15 protein-coding genes are annotated in these 19,468 nt (G+C 57.3%); 7 read left to right on the top strand and 8 right to left on the bottom strand.

Annotation, left to right across the window (positions count from 1 at the left end; all coding sequences use genetic code 11):
• Positions 1-23: 23 nt before the first annotated feature.
• On the bottom strand, positions 24-1,838 hold the full coding sequence (locus NLU14_RS04235) for an SLC13 family permease (RefSeq protein WP_275704930.1): 1,815 nt from the start codon (positions 1,836-1,838) through the stop codon (positions 24-26).
• A gap of 195 nt (positions 1,839-2,033) precedes the next feature.
• On the opposite strand from NLU14_RS04235, the gene NLU14_RS04230 reads away from it, so the two are divergent.
• The 5 genes from NLU14_RS04230 (at position 2,034) to NLU14_RS04210 (ending at position 7,629) form a co-directional block, all read left to right on the top strand.
• Complete coding sequence (locus tag NLU14_RS04230; protein WP_275704929.1) at positions 2,034-3,353, top strand: YjgN family protein; 1,320 nt, start codon at positions 2,034-2,036, stop codon at positions 3,351-3,353.
• Positions 3,322-4,401 carry a M48 family metallopeptidase gene (locus NLU14_RS04225; protein ID WP_420845026.1) on the top strand — a complete coding sequence of 360 codons (1,080 nt, stop codon included), beginning with the start codon at positions 3,322-3,324 and terminating at the stop codon, positions 4,399-4,401. Before NLU14_RS04230 ends, NLU14_RS04225 begins: the two co-directional genes overlap by 32 nt.
• Before the next feature lie 40 nt (positions 4,402-4,441).
• Positions 4,442-4,933: an acyl-CoA thioesterase gene (locus NLU14_RS04220; RefSeq protein ID WP_275704927.1), complete on the top strand. Its 492-nt coding sequence runs from the start codon at positions 4,442-4,444 to the stop codon at positions 4,931-4,933.
• Positions 4,934-5,175: 242 nt separating this feature from the next.
• Positions 5,176-6,552: a sigma-54 dependent transcriptional regulator gene (locus tag NLU14_RS04215; protein ID WP_275704926.1), complete on the top strand. Its 1,377-nt coding sequence runs from the start codon at positions 5,176-5,178 to the stop codon at positions 6,550-6,552.
• Positions 6,553-6,564: 12 nt separating this feature from the next.
• Positions 6,565-7,629 carry a transporter gene (locus tag NLU14_RS04210; RefSeq protein WP_275704925.1) on the top strand — a complete coding sequence of 355 codons (1,065 nt, stop codon included), beginning with the start codon at positions 6,565-6,567 and terminating at the stop codon, positions 7,627-7,629.
• 9 nt (positions 7,630-7,638) lie between these two features.
• Here the strand turns inward: NLU14_RS04210 and NLU14_RS04205 are convergent, their stop codons facing one another.
• The 6 genes from NLU14_RS04205 to NLU14_RS04180 form a co-directional block, all read right to left on the bottom strand.
• Positions 7,639-8,118 (bottom strand): hypothetical protein, encoded by a 480-nt coding sequence (locus NLU14_RS04205; protein WP_275704924.1) that lies wholly within the window; start codon positions 8,116-8,118, stop codon positions 7,639-7,641.
• Positions 8,119-8,132: 14 nt separating this feature from the next.
• Positions 8,133-8,834 carry a C39 family peptidase gene (locus NLU14_RS04200; RefSeq protein WP_275704923.1) on the bottom strand — a complete coding sequence of 234 codons (702 nt, stop codon included), beginning with the start codon at positions 8,832-8,834 and terminating at the stop codon, positions 8,133-8,135.
• Positions 8,835-8,846: 12 nt separating this feature from the next.
• The gene (locus tag NLU14_RS04195) at positions 8,847-9,197 is read right to left on the bottom strand and encodes a hypothetical protein (RefSeq protein ID WP_275704922.1); all 351 of its coding nucleotides are present in this window, start codon (positions 9,195-9,197) and stop codon (positions 8,847-8,849) included.
• 59 nt (positions 9,198-9,256) lie between these two features.
• Complete coding sequence (locus NLU14_RS04190; RefSeq protein WP_275704921.1) at positions 9,257-10,108, bottom strand: dentin sialophosphoprotein; 852 nt, start codon at positions 10,106-10,108, stop codon at positions 9,257-9,259.
• 377 nt (positions 10,109-10,485) lie between these two features.
• Entirely contained in the window at positions 10,486-12,075 is a 1,590-nt protein-coding gene (locus NLU14_RS04185) for an isocitrate lyase (RefSeq protein WP_420845025.1), read from the bottom strand.
• A 190-nt stretch (positions 12,076-12,265) separates the two neighbouring features.
• Positions 12,266-14,212: a potassium channel family protein gene (locus tag NLU14_RS04180; RefSeq protein ID WP_275704920.1), complete on the bottom strand. Its 1,947-nt coding sequence runs from the start codon at positions 14,210-14,212 to the stop codon at positions 12,266-12,268.
• Between the two features lie 107 nt (positions 14,213-14,319).
• Between NLU14_RS04180 and NLU14_RS04175 the strand changes: the two genes are divergently transcribed.
• The gene (locus NLU14_RS04175; protein WP_275704919.1) at positions 14,320-15,531 is read left to right on the top strand and encodes a hypothetical protein; all 1,212 of its coding nucleotides are present in this window, start codon (positions 14,320-14,322) and stop codon (positions 15,529-15,531) included.
• On the opposite strand, the gene dauA is transcribed toward NLU14_RS04175, so the two are convergent.
• A complete protein-coding gene (gene dauA, locus NLU14_RS04170) occupies positions 15,524-17,257 on the bottom strand; it encodes a C4-dicarboxylic acid transporter DauA (protein WP_275704918.1) in 1,734 nt (577 codons plus the stop codon). The genes NLU14_RS04175 and dauA overlap by 8 nt on opposite strands.
• A gap of 161 nt (positions 17,258-17,418) precedes the next feature.
• On the opposite strand from dauA, the gene NLU14_RS04165 reads away from it, so the two are divergent.
• A complete protein-coding gene (locus NLU14_RS04165; protein WP_275704917.1) occupies positions 17,419-19,461 on the top strand; it encodes a TonB-dependent receptor plug domain-containing protein in 2,043 nt (680 codons plus the stop codon).
• The last annotated feature ends 7 nt before the right edge of the window (positions 19,462-19,468 follow it).

Here is a 19,468-nt window from a genome sequence, read left to right as displayed (position 1 = left end):
AACAGAGAGAAAGGCCTCGGGAACTATCCCCAGACAAGTAGGATGACAGGCACCGCGACGGCCGTTACCAGTATCGACAACGGCAACCCCAATCGCCAGTAATCGCCAAACCGGTAGCCGCCCGGCTCCATCACCAGTGCATTGGACTGGTGGCCTATCGGTGTCAGGAAGGCGCAGGAAGCCCCCACGGCAACCGCCATAAGCACGGCGTCGGAGGCCATTCCCAGCTCTGCGGAGAGGCTCAGCGCAATGGGCGCAACCAGAATAGCGGCCGCTGCGTTATTGACCACGTTGGACAACAGCATGGTTCCTGTCAGTACCATCGCCAGAACCGCTGCCGGGGCAAGCCTGTCGCCAAATACCAACATCTGGCCAGCGATCAGTTCTGCGCCACCGGTGGTTTCCATTGCCTGGCCCACAGGAATCATGGCAGCCAGCAGTACAATCACAGACCAGTCGATGGCCTTGTAGGCGCCGGGGGCATCGATCAGTTTTGTCAGAACCATGGCAACGGCCCCCGCCACCAGCGCCACTGGCGCCGACAGCCAGCCACTGACTATGGCCACAATACTGGTGACGAAGATACCCGCTGCAAGCAGGGTCTTGCGGGGCGACCCCAGACGCAAACCCCGTTCCGCCAGCGGCAGGCAACCTAGGCTGGAAAGGGTACTGGTCAGCGTGTCCTCAAAGCCTTGAACCAGCAGGATATCGCCGGCATTGAAATGAATGTCCCCCAGGCGCCGTTTCAGCCGGTGTCCCTGCCTGGCAACGGCGACAATGTTCAGGCCATGGCGTTCCCGCAGGTTGAGGCGATTGGCGGTCTGCCCAACCAGCGAAGACTCGGGTGTGACCACCGCCTCGGTCAATTGTACCTCGCCTTCGTTCAAATCCTTTTTCCGGTTTTTCCGATCTTTTTTGTCCTCGTCGGTTTTCGATTCATCTTCGTCCTGGCTGCCAAGCTCCAGGCCAGTCTTGTCGAGAAATGTCTGCAAGCTCTCGGTGTCGGACTCCACCAACAGCAGGTCATTTTCCTTCAGAACCTTGTAGGTGGAAGGTGCGAGCTGGCGTTTGTCATCACGGATAAGCGCCAACACCACCACATCTCTGTCTTCCCCGCTTTCGGCCAGCAGGTTATGGAGTGTGGCGCCAGCGTGGGGAGACCCTTCGGGAATCTTCAGTTCAGTCAGGTAGTCGCCAACACTGAAAAGCTTGTCGTCACCGCCGCTGTCGTCACCTCGCCTGGGCGTCAGCCGCCATCCCACCAGGGTAATAAAAGCAATACCGGCAAGGGTAATCGCTGCGCCCACCGGCGCGAAGTCAAATAACCCGAATGAGTCCGCGCCTTCCCGGTAGCTGGCAATGATGATGTTCGGAGGTGTACCGATAAGTGTCATGGTGCCGCCAAGCAGCGAACCAAAGGCAAGCGGCATCAGCAGAAGCGAGGGCGAGCGCCCCGCCTCCCTGGACATCCATACCGCTACCGGCATCAACAGCGCCAGGGCGCCCACGTTGTTAATGAACCCGGAACAAAGCGCAACCACACCGGTCAGCGTGAGGATCTGCAGGGTGGGACGATGCCCCACCTTGCCCAGCAACCGGGCAATATTGTCCACCACGCCGCCATTGACCAAGCCCTGGCTGATCACCAAAACCGCTGCAACCGTTACCACGGCCGGGTGACCAAAGCCGGCAAACAGGTCTTCGGTGGGTATCAATCCGGCAACGGCGATTGCCAGCAATGCCAGCATGGCAACCACATCAAACCGCAGCCGGTTCCAGACGAACAGGGCCAGCGTGGCGGCCAGCACTGCGAATACAATTCCCTGTTCTGTGGTCAAATCCTGAATCCCCGTTTTCCTGATTGACGGTTTACTGTCGGTTTAACATACGTTTTTTGTGCCCGACGTCATGCATATAACATGAATATCTGGTAACTTTTGCCCTGAAGCTGCATTTTGTGGGCTTTGCGCAAGCTTCAATCAAATCGGGTGACATGAACACCCCATCAGGGAACAACAGGCACAAGGGACGTCATGACCAAGGAACTCTACAACGAACTCTACCAGATAACGTTCGCCGGGCAGATTCTCGACGGCTTCAGTGAGGCAGAAGTCAGGGACAATGTAAAAGCCCTGTTCCGGATATCCGACGAGCGCACCGCAAGCCTTTTTTCCGGGGCCCCGCAAACTCTTAAATCCAGGCTGAGCCTTGCAGACGCTCAGATCTACCATGAACGGCTTACAAAAGCTGGTGCCCAGGTACAGATTTCAGCCCAGACTGCCCCCGCAGCTACACCAGAGCGAGATACAGGTACCGCTCCGCCACCTGCTTCACCGGAATCTCGGCAGCGCAACACCGACGCAACCGGACCATTGCAGGAAACACCGCTGGAATTCACCGGCAGCGGCCGCGAATACTTCGGCATCTGGATCGTCAACATCCTGCTGACCATTGTCACGCTGGGCATCTACTCCGCCTGGGCCACGGTGCGCAACAATCAATACTTCTACGGCAACACCCGGATGGATGGCGCCAGCTTCCAGTACCTGGCAAGCCCCATCACCATACTCAAGGGCCGGCTGATTGCGCTGGCCGTCCTGGTTGCCTACGTGGTGCTTTCGGATCTGTATGTGGAGGCCGCCGTGGTCTTCGCCATTGTGTTTATACCCCTGGTGCCCTGGATCATGGTGCGCTCGCTCCGGTTCAATGCCGTCAACAGCGCCTACCGCAACATCCGTTTCGGCTTCCAGGGCAGCTATGGCCAGGCCTTTATGGTGGCCTTCGTGTGGCCACTGCTGAACTTGCTGACCTTGCTGCTGCTTACCCCCCTGGTGATGAAAAAAACCCATGAGTTCATTGCCAACGGCAGCTGCTATGGCACCACGGAATTCCAACTGAAAGCAGAAACCGGTATGTACTACCGCTTCTTCGGGAAAGGACTGCTCATCGCTATTGCCTTTGGCGTTGCTGCCTTCCTGGCAATGCGCTACGTTGGCTTTACTGTCGGTTCGATTATTGCGGCTGTTGGCTACCTGACTCTGTTTGGCTATTTTATGGCCGGCATTGCCAACCTCTTCCTCAACTCTGTCCATCTCGACAGCCACAACTTTGAGTCCCGGCTGCAGCCCCCGCAGATGGTCTGGATTTTCCTGTCCAACAGTTTCCTCGTGGTCATCACCCTCGGCCTGTTCACTCCCTGGGCCAAAGTGCGTATGGCCCGGTATCGCGCAGCCTGCACGTCCATGCTGGTCAGCGGCGACCTGAATCACTTCGTGGCAGCCGAACAGAACCGCACCAGCGCGCTGGGTCAGGAACTGGGAGATGCCTTTGATGTCGACTTCGCCGCTATCTGAAGTCACTCTCGAAGGCCAATTCTACTCGGGTAACGACTCCAGCCGACGGAGCGCAGTAATGCGCTCCGTCGCTGATGTGATCGTCCTCGACGCCGGCGATACCCGCCTGCGCTTCACTCCCGATGAGGTCGAGATATCGCCACGAATCGGCAACACGCCACGCTATCTCTACCTGCCTGACGACGGGGTCTTCGAAACCGAGGACAACGACGGTGTGGATCAGCTTGGCCGGCGATTCCGCCATGGCCGTGGCAGCCGGTTGCTTCACGCGCTGGAGAACCATCTGGGCCTGATTCTGGTGGCTGTGGCGGTCACCATCGCGGCTACCGGCGGTGCCTTTGTCTGGGGGGTGCCCTGGGCCGCCCAGGCCGTGGCAAATGCACTTCCGGACACCATTGCCGAACAGGTGGGCGAATCCACACTCAGTACCCTCGACCGCACCTGGCTTGCCCCCTCTGAACTCCCGAGGGAGCGCCAGCAGGCGCTGCAGGCACATTTCCAGCCATTGTTGAGCCCCGTTGAAGGCCAGTATCTGAAGGTCATTTTCCGATCTTCCCCCGCCATCGGCGCCAACGCCATGGCCCTGCCGGACGGCACGCTGATTTTCACGGACGATCTGGTAAACCTGGCTGGGGACGACAATGAACTCACCGCCATTCTCGCCCACGAGATTGGTCACGTCGCCCACCGCCACGGTATGAAGGGGATGGTGCAGTCATCCCTCACCTTCTGGCTGATCGTAATGATGACCGGTGACCTGTCTGCCTTCTCCGATGCCACGGTGGTGGTGCCTGCCATACTAATGAGTCTGTCCTACTCCCGTGACATGGAGTGGGAGGCAGACACCTACGCCCTGGAAACCCTGATCGAGAACGGCATAGACCCGATCCACTTCGCCAACATCATGGAACGACTGATGGCCGCCCATGGTGAGGAAGATGAGCCGGAAACCGCTGAGGACAGCAGCCGATGGGACACTCTTCGCGACATGCTGTCCAGCCATCCGGTGACCGGGGAGCGCATTGAACGCTTTAAACAGAACCCCTGAGCGGTATAGTAGCGGTACATCCATGACGGGAGACAACTCCATGCCACCCAAAGCCGCCAGGCCGGTTTCGGCCTCTGCCATCGACAAGCATGTCTACAAGGTTTTCCCGAACGACATGAACTCTCACCAGACGGTATTCGGCGGCATGATCATGGCCAAGTGCGATCGCCTGGCCCTGGTGGTGGCGGAACGCCATTCCGGGCGTGTCTGTGTCACGGCCGCCGTGGATTCCATTCACTTCCGCGCCCCCGCCAAGGGCAACGACACCCTGTTGTTCAGCCTCGCCCTCAACCGCAGTTGGGGATCATCCATGGAAATTGGAGCCCGGGTGGAAGCGGAAAACAGCTACACCGGGGAATGCCGCCACATACTCTCGGCGTTCTTTACCTTCGTGGCGCTGGACGAGAACGACAAGCCCATCGATGTGCCCGGGGTAGAGCCGGAAACGGAAGACCAGAAACGTCGCTTCAAGAATGCAGAAATCCGCCGGAAGGGCCGCCTGGAAACCCGCAAGAAGCTGAGCGAGTACTGAATTGTGTCGGCATATTTTACAGGGATCATTCTGCGACACAGCTCTCATTTCCTAACCCTCTGAAACAACCGCAACTATTAAAACTGGCACACAATCTGAGTACTTATCAGAAGAATTTCCGCCTGTTTACCCAGCCGTTAGCGGTCACAGGGCAGTGACTGGAGCAAGCCGTTCCAGCCTTAGCAGAATCCAATGAACGTTTAGCAGTCCGTTTTCCCGGCACGAACTCAAGGAGAGTTGCCATGATGGAAAAACGACCGCTCGTTTGGTTGTCGGCAGAATACTCCGGTTTTGCAACGCAAGCTGCCGAACTGCGGGAATGGCGTTTGATTCCCATAGCCATTGACACCGAGCTAGGCAAAGGGGATATTCGCAGCGACAGTACCTGGGTTGGCGTATTTGATGTCAGCGAACTTTCCAGTGACCAGTTGGCGGTAGCAAGCAGTTGGCTGGAAGCACTCCGGGTCGAACACTGGGTTGCCGTTCTTGACTCCGGTCAGGTTGATAACCCGGAAGTCTGCAGCCTTATCAACCGCTACTGCGAGGATTACCACACCTTACCGATCCAATCTGAGCGGCTCCACGGGATACTAGGCCATCTGTGGGGCATGTCTGAACTCCATGCCAGAACTCCACACAGCACCCCCCTCAGTTACCACGATTTTGCCCTGGAAGGCGAATCCCCTGCCATCAGACATACAAGGGAACTGCTTGGCAAGTTCGCCCACACCGAAGAGCCTGTGCTGATCTATGGAGAGAATGGTACCGGTAAGGAAACAGCCGCAAAGTTTATTCATAACAACTCAGCGCGAAGGCACAAACCCCTGGTCGTCATCAACTGCGCAGCTTTGCCCCCTTCCCTGACTCAGAACGAGCTTTTCGGCCATGAAAAAGGCTCATTCACTCATGCCATGAGTGCACAAAAGGGCAGAATTGAAACCGCCGACGGTGGCACGCTGTTGCTCGTCGGCGTTGACGAGCTCACCCCGGAGCAACAATCGGCCATTCTGCGTTTTCTTCAGGAAGGCCAGATCGAACGTATCGGTGGCTGTCGCACCATAGAGGTGGATGCCCGGCTGATCGCCACCAGCACCAGCCCCCTGGAGCAGTTGGTAGCCTCTGGCCGTTTTCGCAGTGATGTGTTTTACCGACTCGGCAGCCTGCACGTATTACTGCCGCCTCTGCGGGAGCGCAAAGAGGACATTCTTCCGCTGGCTAACCGGATACTCTCGGCAGCGCCTTCATCCGCGGGGCCCAGACGCCTGGCTGACACCACCAAAATCTGTCTGGGCAAACACCCTTGGCCCGGCAATCTCAGAGAACTGCAGAACCGAATGCGTCAGGCCTTGCTGCTTGGGGAGAGCCTTGTCATTGAGCCAGGCGATATGGGCTTTGGGCGAACACCTGCCAACGATCAAAGCCGAAGCCAGGAGCTATCCCTGGATGCCTTCCGTTCCCAGGCGGACCGCCAGGCAATCTCTGTAAGCCTGGCACTGGCCCAGAATAATATTTCCGCCGCAGCACGACTGCTCAATATTTCGAGAGTCTCGTTTTACCGGCTGATGGACAAGCATCAGGTCCCTCACAGAACGTCCGTCTCGTCTTCTAAGAGTGATTAAAGGAGATTTTACATGGCTACAAGAATGTTCTGGCTCGTTCCTTTATTAACGGCAGCAGCGCCCATACTCACAGAAGCCGCACAGGCGGACAGGGACGCAGGTAGCACGTCGATAACAGCGCCTGAGGAGGCGCACGACCCGGCGACCGACATCGCATCAATTACCGCAGATCGGGGCATCGTTACCCGGCCGGGCAGGTTTACTATTGAGCCATCCTTCTCACATGCCCACAGCAACTCAACGGCGGTCGCAGTGGAAGGTTATACGGTGATACCTGCCCTACTCATCGGGCTGATCAATATTTCAGAAATCCAGCGAGATATTTTTGTCGGCGCGATGTCACTCAAGTACGGCTTCACCAGCAAGCTCGAAGCGGCGGTCCGTGTACCCTACCTCAGCATCAACGAGGACCTGAGGGAACGTGAGGTTTTTCAGGGCACACCGGTGGACACTCTGCGCGAGTCCTCAGGCGAAGGCCTGGGTGATGTTGAACTCTCGGCTCGCTACCAGTTAACCGATGGCTGGGATGGCTGGCCCTACATAATTGGCGCAATGCGGGTGAAAGCGCCAACCGGGGAAGGCCCCTACGATGTCGACCAGAGAGTCATCCGGGATAATCAGGGCAACCCGATTGGTATTGAACTGAAGAATCGGCCGACCGGTTCCGGTTTCTGGTCATTCGAACCCGGCTTTTCGTTCATCTACCCAACGGACCCCGCCGTGTTATTCGGAAACCTGAGTTACGTCTGGACCCTCAAAGAGGAGCAGGGATTCGAAAACGGGGGCACGGTAGATCCCGGTGACATAGTCCGCTTCGGCTTCGGGATGGGGTTCGCTTTCAACGACCGCACCTCCTTTAGCCTGGGCTACGACCACTCGGTCATCCGGAAAACAACGTTCGAGAGGAATAACGACATTTTTGCATCCAACTTTGATCGGATTCAGATCGGATCACTGTCGTTCGGCCTGTCGCAAAGGCTGACGCGGTCCACAAGCCTGAGCCTGACGGTGAGCGTAGGGGTTACAGAAAACGCGCCCAATAGCGAAATTACTCTCAAGCTCCCCATCAGCCTTTAGGGAGGGGCATCAGCGACCAAGCAACTGGACCAACTGATCACTGAACCGTGCCGGGAACTGAGCACCGGCACCCAGATTGTTCAACTCAATGTTCAGTTGATGCATATTCTGTATCACGGTGCTATCAAGACTGTTCTGAACCACTGTCATCCAGCCATTAGGCCCAGCCATACTACTGGATACCCGAGCGCCACCACTCTGGTTTGCGCTTATAACCTCGAGCACTGTTTCCGTATGATGACCCACCAAACGGTCGTTGACGGCCTGGTTCAGATTGGGAATGGTTAAACGATTGATCACCAGGGTGTCACCGTTAATACCAACAATCTGCTCCAGTCCAATGCTGATTTCCAGGTTATCCATCAGGAAGCCGCCCCGGTAATCAGCCAGCTCCGAATCACTCAGGGGCTCAACCCCCAGCGTCAGTTCTGCCCGGACAGACGGAGATAACGTTGCAAATGAAACTGCTAATAGAGCTATAGCTGGCATCCGGACCATCATCATCACCATTCCCTTGAGGAGGGCCAGTAAGGCAACGTGTGCCCGAGAGAAGGCCCGCCAAGACCTTTCTGTATTGGCGCCCTGGCCACCTGAGGCCAATGTCCGTCGCCAAGAAAGCCGTCTCGCCCCTGTTCAAGATGGCTGCGGATAATAAAGGCGGTGCCGTTCCAGTACTCACTGAACTTTGCGTAGGAAAAAATCTTCAATCCTCGCGCCGGGTCCCCCACCAGGACCTCATCATCACTGATCCCCTTGATCAGAACGAAATGCCGGAAACCATCAATGTTCAGCAACACAATCATGGGTAAGCGCACTTTCTCCTGGAGGCCGGTCAACGGCATGCGAAAACCATCGGCCTGGTACCCTCTGGCCTCCAGATAGTGCTTCATATCAAGCATGGAAAAGCCTTCCTGGCGCACCTTCTTTTCGTCTGCCAACGCGAGCATTTCGATAAAAACATCGTGCTCTGTTACCTGATCTTCGTAGTGAAAGGACAATAAGGAAGCAACGGCTGCGGAGCCGCAACTGAAGTCGTATTGCTGGCGCATGACGCTGTCAAACCGCCGATTCTCAAAACTGTTTACGGTTAGCCGGAAATCACCGCCTATACCCGGCACCGTTACCGAGCCCGTTGAGCCGGCAAAGGCGGCGGACCATAGCAGCCCGGCACTCGCGCAGATCGCAACAAGAACCTTCTTGGCCATGGCCCACCTCCGTTAGTGATTAATCAGTATATTGATCTGGGTACTGTCCTGAATGACCACCTGGTTACCGGTATTCTGGATAACCGTGGCAACCCCGCTCATGTTGCCGAACGCGTTGTCGGAAATACTGTTATCGCCAGTGACAACATTACCCGACAGCAGGTTATCGGACACATTCGCATTTTGCTGGTTATCGTTAATCTGCCACTGCACCGGGATTCCCTGGCGACCGCTTGAATCCGCCAACTGATCTGCCGACAACGGCGTGGCATCCATCCACTCCTCGGCCGACACCAATCCCGTTGCCCCGAGCATTAACGCCAGCAAGGCAGCCTTCAGTTTCCATCTGATGACATAACCCATGGCAGTTCTCCTGGAATTACCGGGCCACACCCGCAACAAGCAGATGCAGCCAGGATTCCTTACTGGGTGCCGCCACCGCCACCACCGGTGGACAGGTTGGACATTACACTGACATTAGCCTGTGTAACGCTGCCGTTGCCTGCATTCTGGGCAAATGCCCCGACGCCGGTGTAGTTGGCTGATCCACCGGAGATTTCGTTGCGGTTACGAGCTTCGGTATAGGAAGCTCTGCCATTGGCATCGCCGTATGTGGTCGAAGTTCCCGATACACTGCCGTCCAGGTCAGCGTTGTTCAGGAACACATCCAGATCAAGCGCCAGGGAGTTATCGGAACTGTCATTGCCACTGTCAGACACGGTGGTGTTACCACTGTCCGCAACGTTGGTAGAATTGTCGGAACTGTCGTTTCCGCTATCCGCTACATTGATGGAATTGTCGGAATTGTCATTCCCACTATCCGCCACATCGGTATTACCGCTATCCGATACGTTAGTGGAATTGTCGGAATTGTCGTTTCCGCTATCCGCGACGTTGGTGGAGTTATCCGAGCTATCCGTGGAGTTGTCATTTGCGCTATCCGCAACGCTGATAGAGTTATCAGAGTTGTCGTTTGCGCTGTCCGCCACGTTAGTGGAATTGTCGGAGCTATCCGTGGAGTTATCGTTTCCACTGTCGGCTATCTTGAACGAATCGGCAACATCGGTGCTGTTGTCTGAACTATTCGAGTTGTCGGAGTTGTTGGAATTGTCATTACCCGAGTCGGTATTGCCGGAATGGTCGTTGTTGGCAGTGGAGGTATCGTCCGCGTTGGTATTCGGATCGCCATCACCTCCCTGGTCAGCATAGGCAAAACCGGAAACACCCAGACTCATTGCGATGGCAGCTGCTAGCAAACTTTTCCTGGTATCCATGATGTCGTTTCCTTTTCGATTATTGGTTTTTAGAGGGATCCGCCCCAAACCGCTAGCCTTCGGTAAGCCAAGGTTCAGACCCGCCAGATAAGCAGAGCGATTCCCGTGCCAGCATCAACAAGAAAATTACAACTCACTGTTTTATATAAATTTTCGCATTACCAAAAAAACAGAGCCGCACTCACGGAGGGATGAAACTGTTTCAGGAATGAAACAGAGCTGGTGGGGGAAAATATCAAACAGACTATTTATGGTGTGATTTCAGCAACCTGAGTGAAAACGTTACTGTAAAAAAAACAAAACCCCGCGCAAGGCGGGGTTTCGAGATCTTCTGAAGCGAGCCTTTCAGCCCTCTCCAGTGACAACCGAACCGTTGCTTAGAACTGGTTCATGGTGTTGTCTTTACCGCCAGCCTTCAGGGCTGCGTCACCCGCGAAGAACTCCTTGTGGTCATCGCCGATGTTGGAACCGGCCATGTCCTGGTGCTTCACAGTCGCGATGCCCTGACGGATTTCCTTGCGCTGAACACCAGCAACGTAGGCCAGCATGCCTTCGTCACCGAAGTAGCCCTTGGCCAGGTTGTCGGTAGACAGGGCCGCGGTGTGGTACGTCGGCAGGGTGATCAGGTGGTGGAAGATACCGGCTTCACGGGCACCGTCACGCTGGAAGTTGGCCGTCCACTGGTCAGCCAGCTTGCCAAGTTCGGTTTCGTCGTACTTGGCGTTCATCAGGTCGGCACGCTCGTAAGCAAATACGTCCTTGCCTTCCTCCTTCCAGGCATCGAATACCTGCTGACGGAAGTTCAGGGTCCAGTTGAACGACGGGCTGTTGTTGTAGACCAGCTTGGCGTCGGGCACAACTTCCCGGATACGGTTAACCATGCTGGCGATCTGGCCAACGTGGGGCTTCTCGGTCTCGATCCACAGCAGGTCCGCGCCGTTCTGCAGGCTGGTGATACAGTCCAGGACCACACGGTCTTCACCAGTACCCGGCTTGAACTGGAACAGGCCGGAAGGCAGACGCTTGGGCTTCATCAGCTTGCCATCAGACTTGATCACAACGTCACCGTTGTTGATGTCTTCCGGCTTCTCGATGTAGTCACCGTCCAGGAAGCTGTTGTACTGGTCGCCCAGGTCACCTGGCTCTTCAGTAACAGCCAGCTTCTGGGTCAGGCCGGCGCCCAGGGAATCGGTACGGGCAACGATAACACCGTCGTCCACACCCAGCTCAAGGAACGCCAGACGAACAGCGTTGATTTTGGACAGGAAGTCGGCATGGGGAACGGTCACCTTGCCGTCCTGGTGGCCACATTGCTTCTCGTCGGACACCTGGTTTTCGATCTGGATGCAGCAGGCACCGGCTTCAATCATCTGCTTGGCCAGCAGGTAGGTCGCCTCGGCGTTACCAAAACCAGCGTCGATGTCGGCAATAATCGGCACGATGTGGGTTTCGTGGTTGTCGATCTGCTTGATCAGCTCGTCAGCCTTGGCGTTGTCGCCAGCCTGCTGGGCTTCTTCCAGGGCACGGAACAGGTGGTTCAGTTCCCATGCATCCGCCTGACGCAGGAAGGTGTACAGCTCTTCGATCAGGCCGGAAACAGCCGTCTTCTCGTGCATGGACTGGTCAGGCAGCGGACCGAACTCGGAACGCAGGGCCGCAACCATCCAGCCGGACAAGTACAGGTAACGGCGCTTGGTGTTACCGAAGTGCTTCTTGATGGAGATCATCTTCTGCTGGCCGATAAAGCCGTGCCAGCAACCCAGTGACTGAGTGTACTGGGAGGTGTCTTTATCGTAGTTCGCCATGTCTTCGCGCATGATTTTTGCGGTGTACTTGGCGATGTCCAGGCCAGTCTTGAATTTGTTCTGGGCGCGCATGCGGGCCGCGTGCTCGGGCTTGATGGCGTTCCAGGTCGGGTTTTGCTTCAGAAGGGAAGCAATGGCGTCAACGTCGTTTGCGTATGGCATGATCTCAGTCCTGTCTTCTAAGGTATGAGGTGCTCTTTTATAAAGTAAAAGCGACTTCAGCGAGCCAGCGTCCGTTCAAAAAACAACCAGACAGCTGACATTGACAGTTACTTTAGTGCGTTTGATTTTATAATTGAAATTTATATTATCTATATTCGGCATTTTTTTCATGAATGGGCAGAGCTGTCCGTCATGTACTGCATAAAACCACGAGGCGGTCGCCTGCCTGCAGGTCTAGGTACTCGCTCCGAGGGGGGCTGAGCTTCACATGGTGGCCACGCTCATCGGGCTGGTTACGCCAGATCCCCAGCGCTACCTCACCGCTTTCCGCCACCACTTTTTCCAGCAGTTGAAAGTCTGTACTGGCCGGCAGCGGGTAATCATGGGGGGGCCGGAACTGTATCTCGGCCCCGCCCACCGTAAACAGCTCATCCAGCACCACCCTCAGCTCACGCCGTAACGCTACCTGTGCGAGAACGTGGCTGACAATCATCGGGCTGATGATCATTTCACTCTGGTGGCCGGCCAGCAGGTGACGGTTGTCAGGATCGCTCAACTCCATGATCAGTTGGGGCCGCCGGCCACCCTCACTCAGCAGGTCTTCAAGCTGCAGGTAACCGACCATTGCACGGGCGTCCGCCTCTTCACCGGATGCCAGGCGGTCACTGCTCAGCAGCATGATGGAATCGTAATTAAGGGGAGCCACACGCCTCAGCTCGCCCTCCACCATATAATCCGCCTCGACGTGACGACAGATCACGTCCCGCTGCTCACCCAGGTAACGGTCTATTTCCTGCTGGCGCTCACGGGCTGACACGACAGAGACGATGTCCACCTCGAACCGCAGCTGGCTGTAACTGGAGAACTCGCTGATCAGGCTTGGCACGCGGCGATTCCAGCCCAGCACCAGAACCCGGTGGACCTGCCCGGAGGCGACAACGGGACGGCTGACAGGCTGCCCGCGATTAATCACCGGCAAAGCGGGGGCCTTGGGATCCGGTTCGGTTTCAGCATAGTCCCGCGCCAGCATCACAACCCGGTCTTCAGCGGCGATCAGGGTGTCCGACGGAGCCGGCATTTGTATATTCCAGCCCTTGCCCGCCGGCTTCAGGATACCCAGCACAATCACCCGGGGCCGTTGCGATGCCAGTTCCGCAAGGGTATGACCCGCCAGGGAGTCGCCACCACGGATGTAGGTTTCGCAGCCCTCCCCGGCGGTAAGCAGCTCATTGTAGATCTCCGACAGGCCCGGATGCAGGATGTTCTGAACCATCAGCCTGCTGATGGTGGCATCGCCGGCAACCACTTCCATCTCGCCGGGATAGGCCCGCTCAATGACCGGGTGTTTGCGTACATCCTGGATCTCGGCAACGACAAAAGGCAGCGGCGCCCCCAGGTGCCGCGCCTGTGCGGCGATGGACAGCAGGGCCTTCACCGTTTCCACATCCGACGTTACCAGGCTTCCGGCCTCATGGGCCGCACTGGGCACAATAACCGCAGAGGCATCCAGGCAGGCCACCCGTTGCAGTGCATCGGGCTGGATAGCAGCACCGGAACGGAGAATGATCTGGCGCGCCTTGCGGCCGATTCCGGGTTCATTGCGCAGCTCGTGTACTTGGGCCGCGGAGGCGGTTTCGGAGAGCACCACCAGCCGCAACCGGTTGGTGTCGTGTTTTTCCAGGAATCGCCGCATACGGCCGGAAGAGCCCAGCAGCTCTCCCAGCAGGGGCAGCGTCTGGCTGGTCCAGCCCAGTACCACGATATGGTTTCTCAGGGTGACCGGCGTCAGCCCCCGTTCCAGGTCCGTCATCTTGGCGATCAACCAGCGCGTCAGGATGGCCACCAGCGTACCCATGAACACCACATAGCCACTGATCGTCAGGATGGTGGATACCAGCCGTTGCCAGTTACCCACATCATCACCCAGATAGCCTGGGTCCGTCAGCCGCAGGAAGGCCCACCAGATGGCATCGCCCACATCCTCGAAAGGCGCGCCAAAGGGAATCACCAGCAGGCCACCCACCAGGGAAATCATCCCGATGAAGACACCCACCACCAATAACTGAAAACCGGCGCCTTTAACCAGTTGGCGTTCTACAATGAATTTAACGCGGTCGACAAAACGGAAGGGGAGCATGATCGTCCTTATTGAACAAGCCGGAAATGACCGTAGCATAGCGTATCAGGCAGCAACGATACGTTTAAAAGTTGGACCCGTATCAACAACCTCGCCAGGGGCTGCCCATGCGTAGCGTCCTCAAGATCATTATTGGCACGGTTGCCCTGCTACCGGTAGGATCGGCCGCCGAGATCAACCACCTGCCGCAACCCTGGCGTCAGGACGCGGTTGTTCTGGGGGCGGACGAAACGGCCGATGTGGAACGCTACCTCCATGAGCTGTCGTTTGCCCATAGCCAACGTGCCCCTTCTGCCATTGAAAACGGTATACGTGGAACCGGTGGCAGCGTGGGTACCCGGCGCCTGTATATGGACTTCCGCTTCCGCCAGGATTTCGCCTTCAACGAAGATCGTCAGAGATTCCTGCTGGACATCCAGCGCAGTGAAGACTTTGACGGCAGTTATGATCGCCAACTCGTGGGGTTTCGCCACCAACTCACCGGTGCTACCGAAGTCTGGCTACAGGGTGATGTGTTTGCCGACAAGTCCCTTGCCGATATTTACCTCAGCGGCCGACACACCTTTGACAACGAATCATGGTTCCACGGCAGCTGGATCCTGCCAGACCACTATTTCAACGACAAAACCCGTAGCAACGATTCGTTTGTGGACCCTGCCCAAAGCTTTTTCCTCCAGTGGCACCGGCCTGCCGAGCAACAGCAAAGTGGCACTACCGCTTCCGTCACTTACTCTCCACCCTCTACCTTCGACAGTCGAAGTGAAGGCCTGGTGGTGGAAAACGAAACCGTCCGGGGTGCGCTGAGCCACCAACACCGGCGCGGCGACTGGCAGCTCCGAATGTCCTTGAGCGGCGAACATACCCGCCGCCATTACAACCTGGACGAACTTGCTGGTGGCATACCCACCAGACGCGACCACATATGGATTGAAACGGAAGCGGTCTACGACAACCACCGCCTGCAACCCGGCATCGGACTTCACTATTTCTACCTGAGAGAACAGGGGTATACGGGGCGTAACCTGGATGAAATCGTGGATCTGCGCCGGAGAGAACCCATGTTGTCGGGGCATTTCAGGGTGCCCCTGACCCCATCCGCTAGCCTGCGGCCGGCGATCTACCTGAGCACCCCGGACATTGACCAGTCCTACTCGGAAAGCGGCGACGAGAACCACCGGGGGTTTACTGGCAAATTTGCATTACCCTTCGAGATCCTGCTGTCCAGGGAAGACAATGCGATTCTTACGCTCGCGCCAACCTTCTACCTTCACAAGCCTGCTTTTGGCGGTGGCAACCTCCAGTTGCACTGGCCTATGTGAGGGTGAGTTGGCCTTCAGCTTTGACCGCCTCATCAAGCGTTGGATAGAACCGAACCACGCCCTCCTCCGGCTTCACCCCCGCCCTGGCCAGCGTACGTAACGGCTGGAACTGCAGGTCATCGATAACCACTTGCGTGCCGTCTGCCCGGCAGGTGTTGATCAGTTTGTTCAGGGCAGACAGGCCGCCAGCATCCAGAATCGTCACCCCATCCATGTAGAGAATAAACCCGCGGGCGCTGGCCGACAGCTGCGCCAACTCCCCGAAGATCCGGTCAGCCGCTGCGAAGAACAGGGGGCCGTTGATCTTGAACACCTGCCAACCCTCCGGCAGGCCCGCCCCCGCAACCCGTTTGCCACCGGTAATGTCCGTCACCCGGGTCATCTGGGCCATTTCCCGCATGAACAGCACCGCCGCCAGCAGGATGCCGGTGGTGATGGCAATCACCATATCCAGCAGAACGGTCAGCGAAAAGCAGGTAATGAACACCAGTATGTCGCTACGCGGAGCCGTTTTCAGCAGGTGGAATGATTTCGGCGCCTCGCTCATGTTCCAGGCCACCATCACCAACAATGCCGCCATGGCAGCCATCGGCAGGTAGGCCAGTAACGGCGCCAGCGACACCAGCGCCAGCAACACCACCAAAGCGTGCACCATGGCGGAAACCGGCGATTCCGCTCCGGCGCGATAGTTGGCCGCGGAACGGGCAATGGCGGCTGTCGCCGTGATACCGCCGAAAAACGGCGTGATGACATTGCCGATGCCCTGCCCCAGCAGTTCGCTGTTGGCACTGTGGCGCTTGCCCGTCATGCCATCCAGCACCACGGCACACAGCAGCGACTCAATCGCTCCCAGCATGGCAATGGCAAAGGCAGCCGGCAACAGGTCCCGGACCATGGACCAGCTTATGCCCAGGGGCTCGCCACTGGCGCCTGGCCGGTTCCAGGGCCAGGCAAACTCCGGCAGAAAGGGCGGAATACCGGCCCCCACTGAGCCGTCCGCCAGCAGGTAACTGAATCGGGAGCCAATGGTTTCTATCGCAGCGCCATTGGCATTCAGTACCAGTGCCAGCAGGCTGCCAATCACCACTGCAGGCAAATGGGGTGGCACCGGGGTTTTCAGGCGGGGCCACAGCAACATCACAGCCAGCGTGGTTATTGCGACCAGCGTGGTTATGCCATCCAACCCCGGCAGCGCCTGGCCAACGGCTGCGAGCTTGTCCCAGTAATGTTCCGGCATTTGTTCAATGGCGAGCCCGAAAAAGTCCTTCACCTGCAGCGTGACGATCACCACCGCAATGCCACCGGTGAAACCAAGGGTGACGGCTTCGGGAATGTATTCGATGAAGCGGCCCAGGCGCATGAACGCCATCACAATCAGCAGCACACCGGACATCAGCGATGCCAGCAGCAAGCCACCAAGGCCGTACGTCTGGGCAATGGGATAAAGAATGACAACAAAAGCAGCGGTGGGGCCGGAAATGCTGAAACGACTGCCACCGGTCAGTGCAATCACAAACCCGGCAATGAAGGCTGTGTAGAGGCCGTACTGTGGCGGTACGCCACTGGCAATTGCCAGTGCCATCGCCAGGGAAATGGCGATAATTCCCACCGTCATCCCCGCCATTACATCGCGGCCAAGACGCCTTGTGGTGTAGCGCTCGTCAAAACAGGCCTCGCGGAAGGCGTGGGCGAGTCGCAGGGAAAACAGGTAGGCACGATGGGGCATTACAGCAGACCTCCGGGAACGAAATGGCGAGCATTATAGCCGCTTCGTATAAAAAGGGGCTCCGCCCACAACAGGGAATACGTCTACATTGCCGTCAGGTTATTGACTTATCGCAATTATAAATTACAATCATTATCATTCGTATTTGTGAGTAAGGTAAGATGAGCTTCCAAGGAATCCGGCCACATCATTTCCCCGCAGTCTGCTGCGCCCTTGTCGTCTGTTCATTTTATGGCGCTTTCAGGCCCGCGGAGGCGGCCCTGAAAGGCGCCAGCGGCACCCTGTACCTCGACGAGATCGTGGTGACCGGTACCCGCAACCCACGGAAAGTGAGCGACACACCCGTTCGTACCGAAGTGGTCTCACGGGAGGAAATTCGCGACACCCATGCCCGCACCGTCAAGGACGCGCTACAGAATGTACCTGGACTCTTGCTTCGACAGATCCACGGCAAGGCAGGCTATGAGGTATGGATGCAGGGGTTCAACGCTGACCGCGTGCTGGTACTGATCGACGGCCTGCCGCTGACGACCACCACGGGCTCCTCCGTGGACGTCACCCAGCTCGACACGCTGGATATCGAACGGATCGAGGTAGTGAAAGGGGCCGTGTCGGCCCAATACGGCAGTTCCGCCATGGGCGGCGTGGTCAACATCATTACTCGCCCGATTGCCGAAGGCGCCGGTGGTGAATTCACGGTGGACGGCGGTACCTACGGTGACCAGAACCCGAGCGGTGAATCCCTCGATTTTTCAAAGCGTAGTGGCCAGGCCAGCCTTTCGCTAGGAGGAGAAACCGTACGCTGGCGGCTGACGGCAAGCCAGCGGGAAACCGACGGCATCGATCCGGAACCGGAAACCTGGGCGCGCCCCGGCGATGCCGTGGAACGCACCAATATTGCCAATCGCCTGGAGTGGCTACCCGCCGACGGCCATCGAATATACGCCCAGTTGGGGTACTTCCGGGAGGATGCGGAGTCACATTACGTGGAAGCGAATCCCGGCAACCCTCTCAATGCGGGCAAGAACGAAATGGCCGAACGCCTGCGTGGCGCGCTGATTGGGCAGCACAAACCTGCCGGCGGCCCAGAGTGGAACTGGAGCCTGCTACACGAAAATCTCGAAAACCTCACCGACAAATATACGGCCAACAGTCGCTTCGACTTCCGTGACGCCACCCATACGGTTTCCAGGGCCGCGGGTTGGACCCGGTTCGAGCCGTTCGCCACCAACCAGTTGCAACTGGGCATCGACCTCAACCACAACAGCCTCGAACAGTACAACGACGGGAATACAGAACTGACCAAGGACGGCGATATCACCCGAAACGGTAAGGAGTTCTGGTTTCAGAACACCTGGTTTGCAGGCAACAACTGGGAGTGGGTCATGGGCATGAGGTACCAGAACGATTCCGATTTCGGCAGCCACACAGCCCCCAAGATCAACGCCCGCTACGATCTGTTCAAGGACACATCCACCAATATATACCTTCGAGGTGGCTGGGGCATTGGCTACCGGGTTCCCAACCTGAAAGAGCGCCATTATATCTTCGACCACAGCCAGCTCGGCTACATCGTAAACGGCGACTCGACACTGGAACCGGAAGAATCCGACAGCTACCAGCTAGGTCTGGGAATCACCTTCACCAACAAGGCCTGGCTGGAAGTTAATGGCTTCTACAACGAGGTTGATCAGTTAATTCAGACACAGGTGGACACCGAGGCCACTGCGGGTCGCAACGATGGCATTCAGGTATTCCGGTACGCCAACGTGGAGCACGCCCGAACTCAAGGCGCCGAAGTCACCGCGGGCTGGCAAATACGTCCCGGCTGGAAGGTTTCAGCCAGTTACACCTACCTCGAAACCGAAGACCTGGAAACCGGCGAGCAGCTACCCCGACGCCCAAGACATCAAGGACAGTTCTCCATCGACGGCCAGGCGCCCCTGTCGGGCATGAGTTGGCTGGCCCGCGTTCGCAGCCAGAGTGACGAAGTCGTGGACGCCGAAATCGATGCCAGCTCGCCTGCCTTCACCACCCTGGACCTGAAACTCAACCAGGACATCGGCCAACACCTGCGCCTGTTTACCGGCATCAACAACGTCACCGACGCCCAACGCAATTTCAACGACGCCAGTGACTTCGGTCCTGTGTCCGGCCGCTTTATCTACGTCGGCCTGACACTGGGCTTCGGCAACAACCTGTAGCACTACT

Source organism: Marinobacter iranensis, assembly GCF_029207565.1.
GTDB lineage: Bacteria > Pseudomonadota > Gammaproteobacteria > Pseudomonadales > Oleiphilaceae > Marinobacter > Marinobacter iranensis.
Note: the sequence above shows the minus strand (reverse complement) of the source record. Positions and strands in the feature narration are given on the sequence as shown.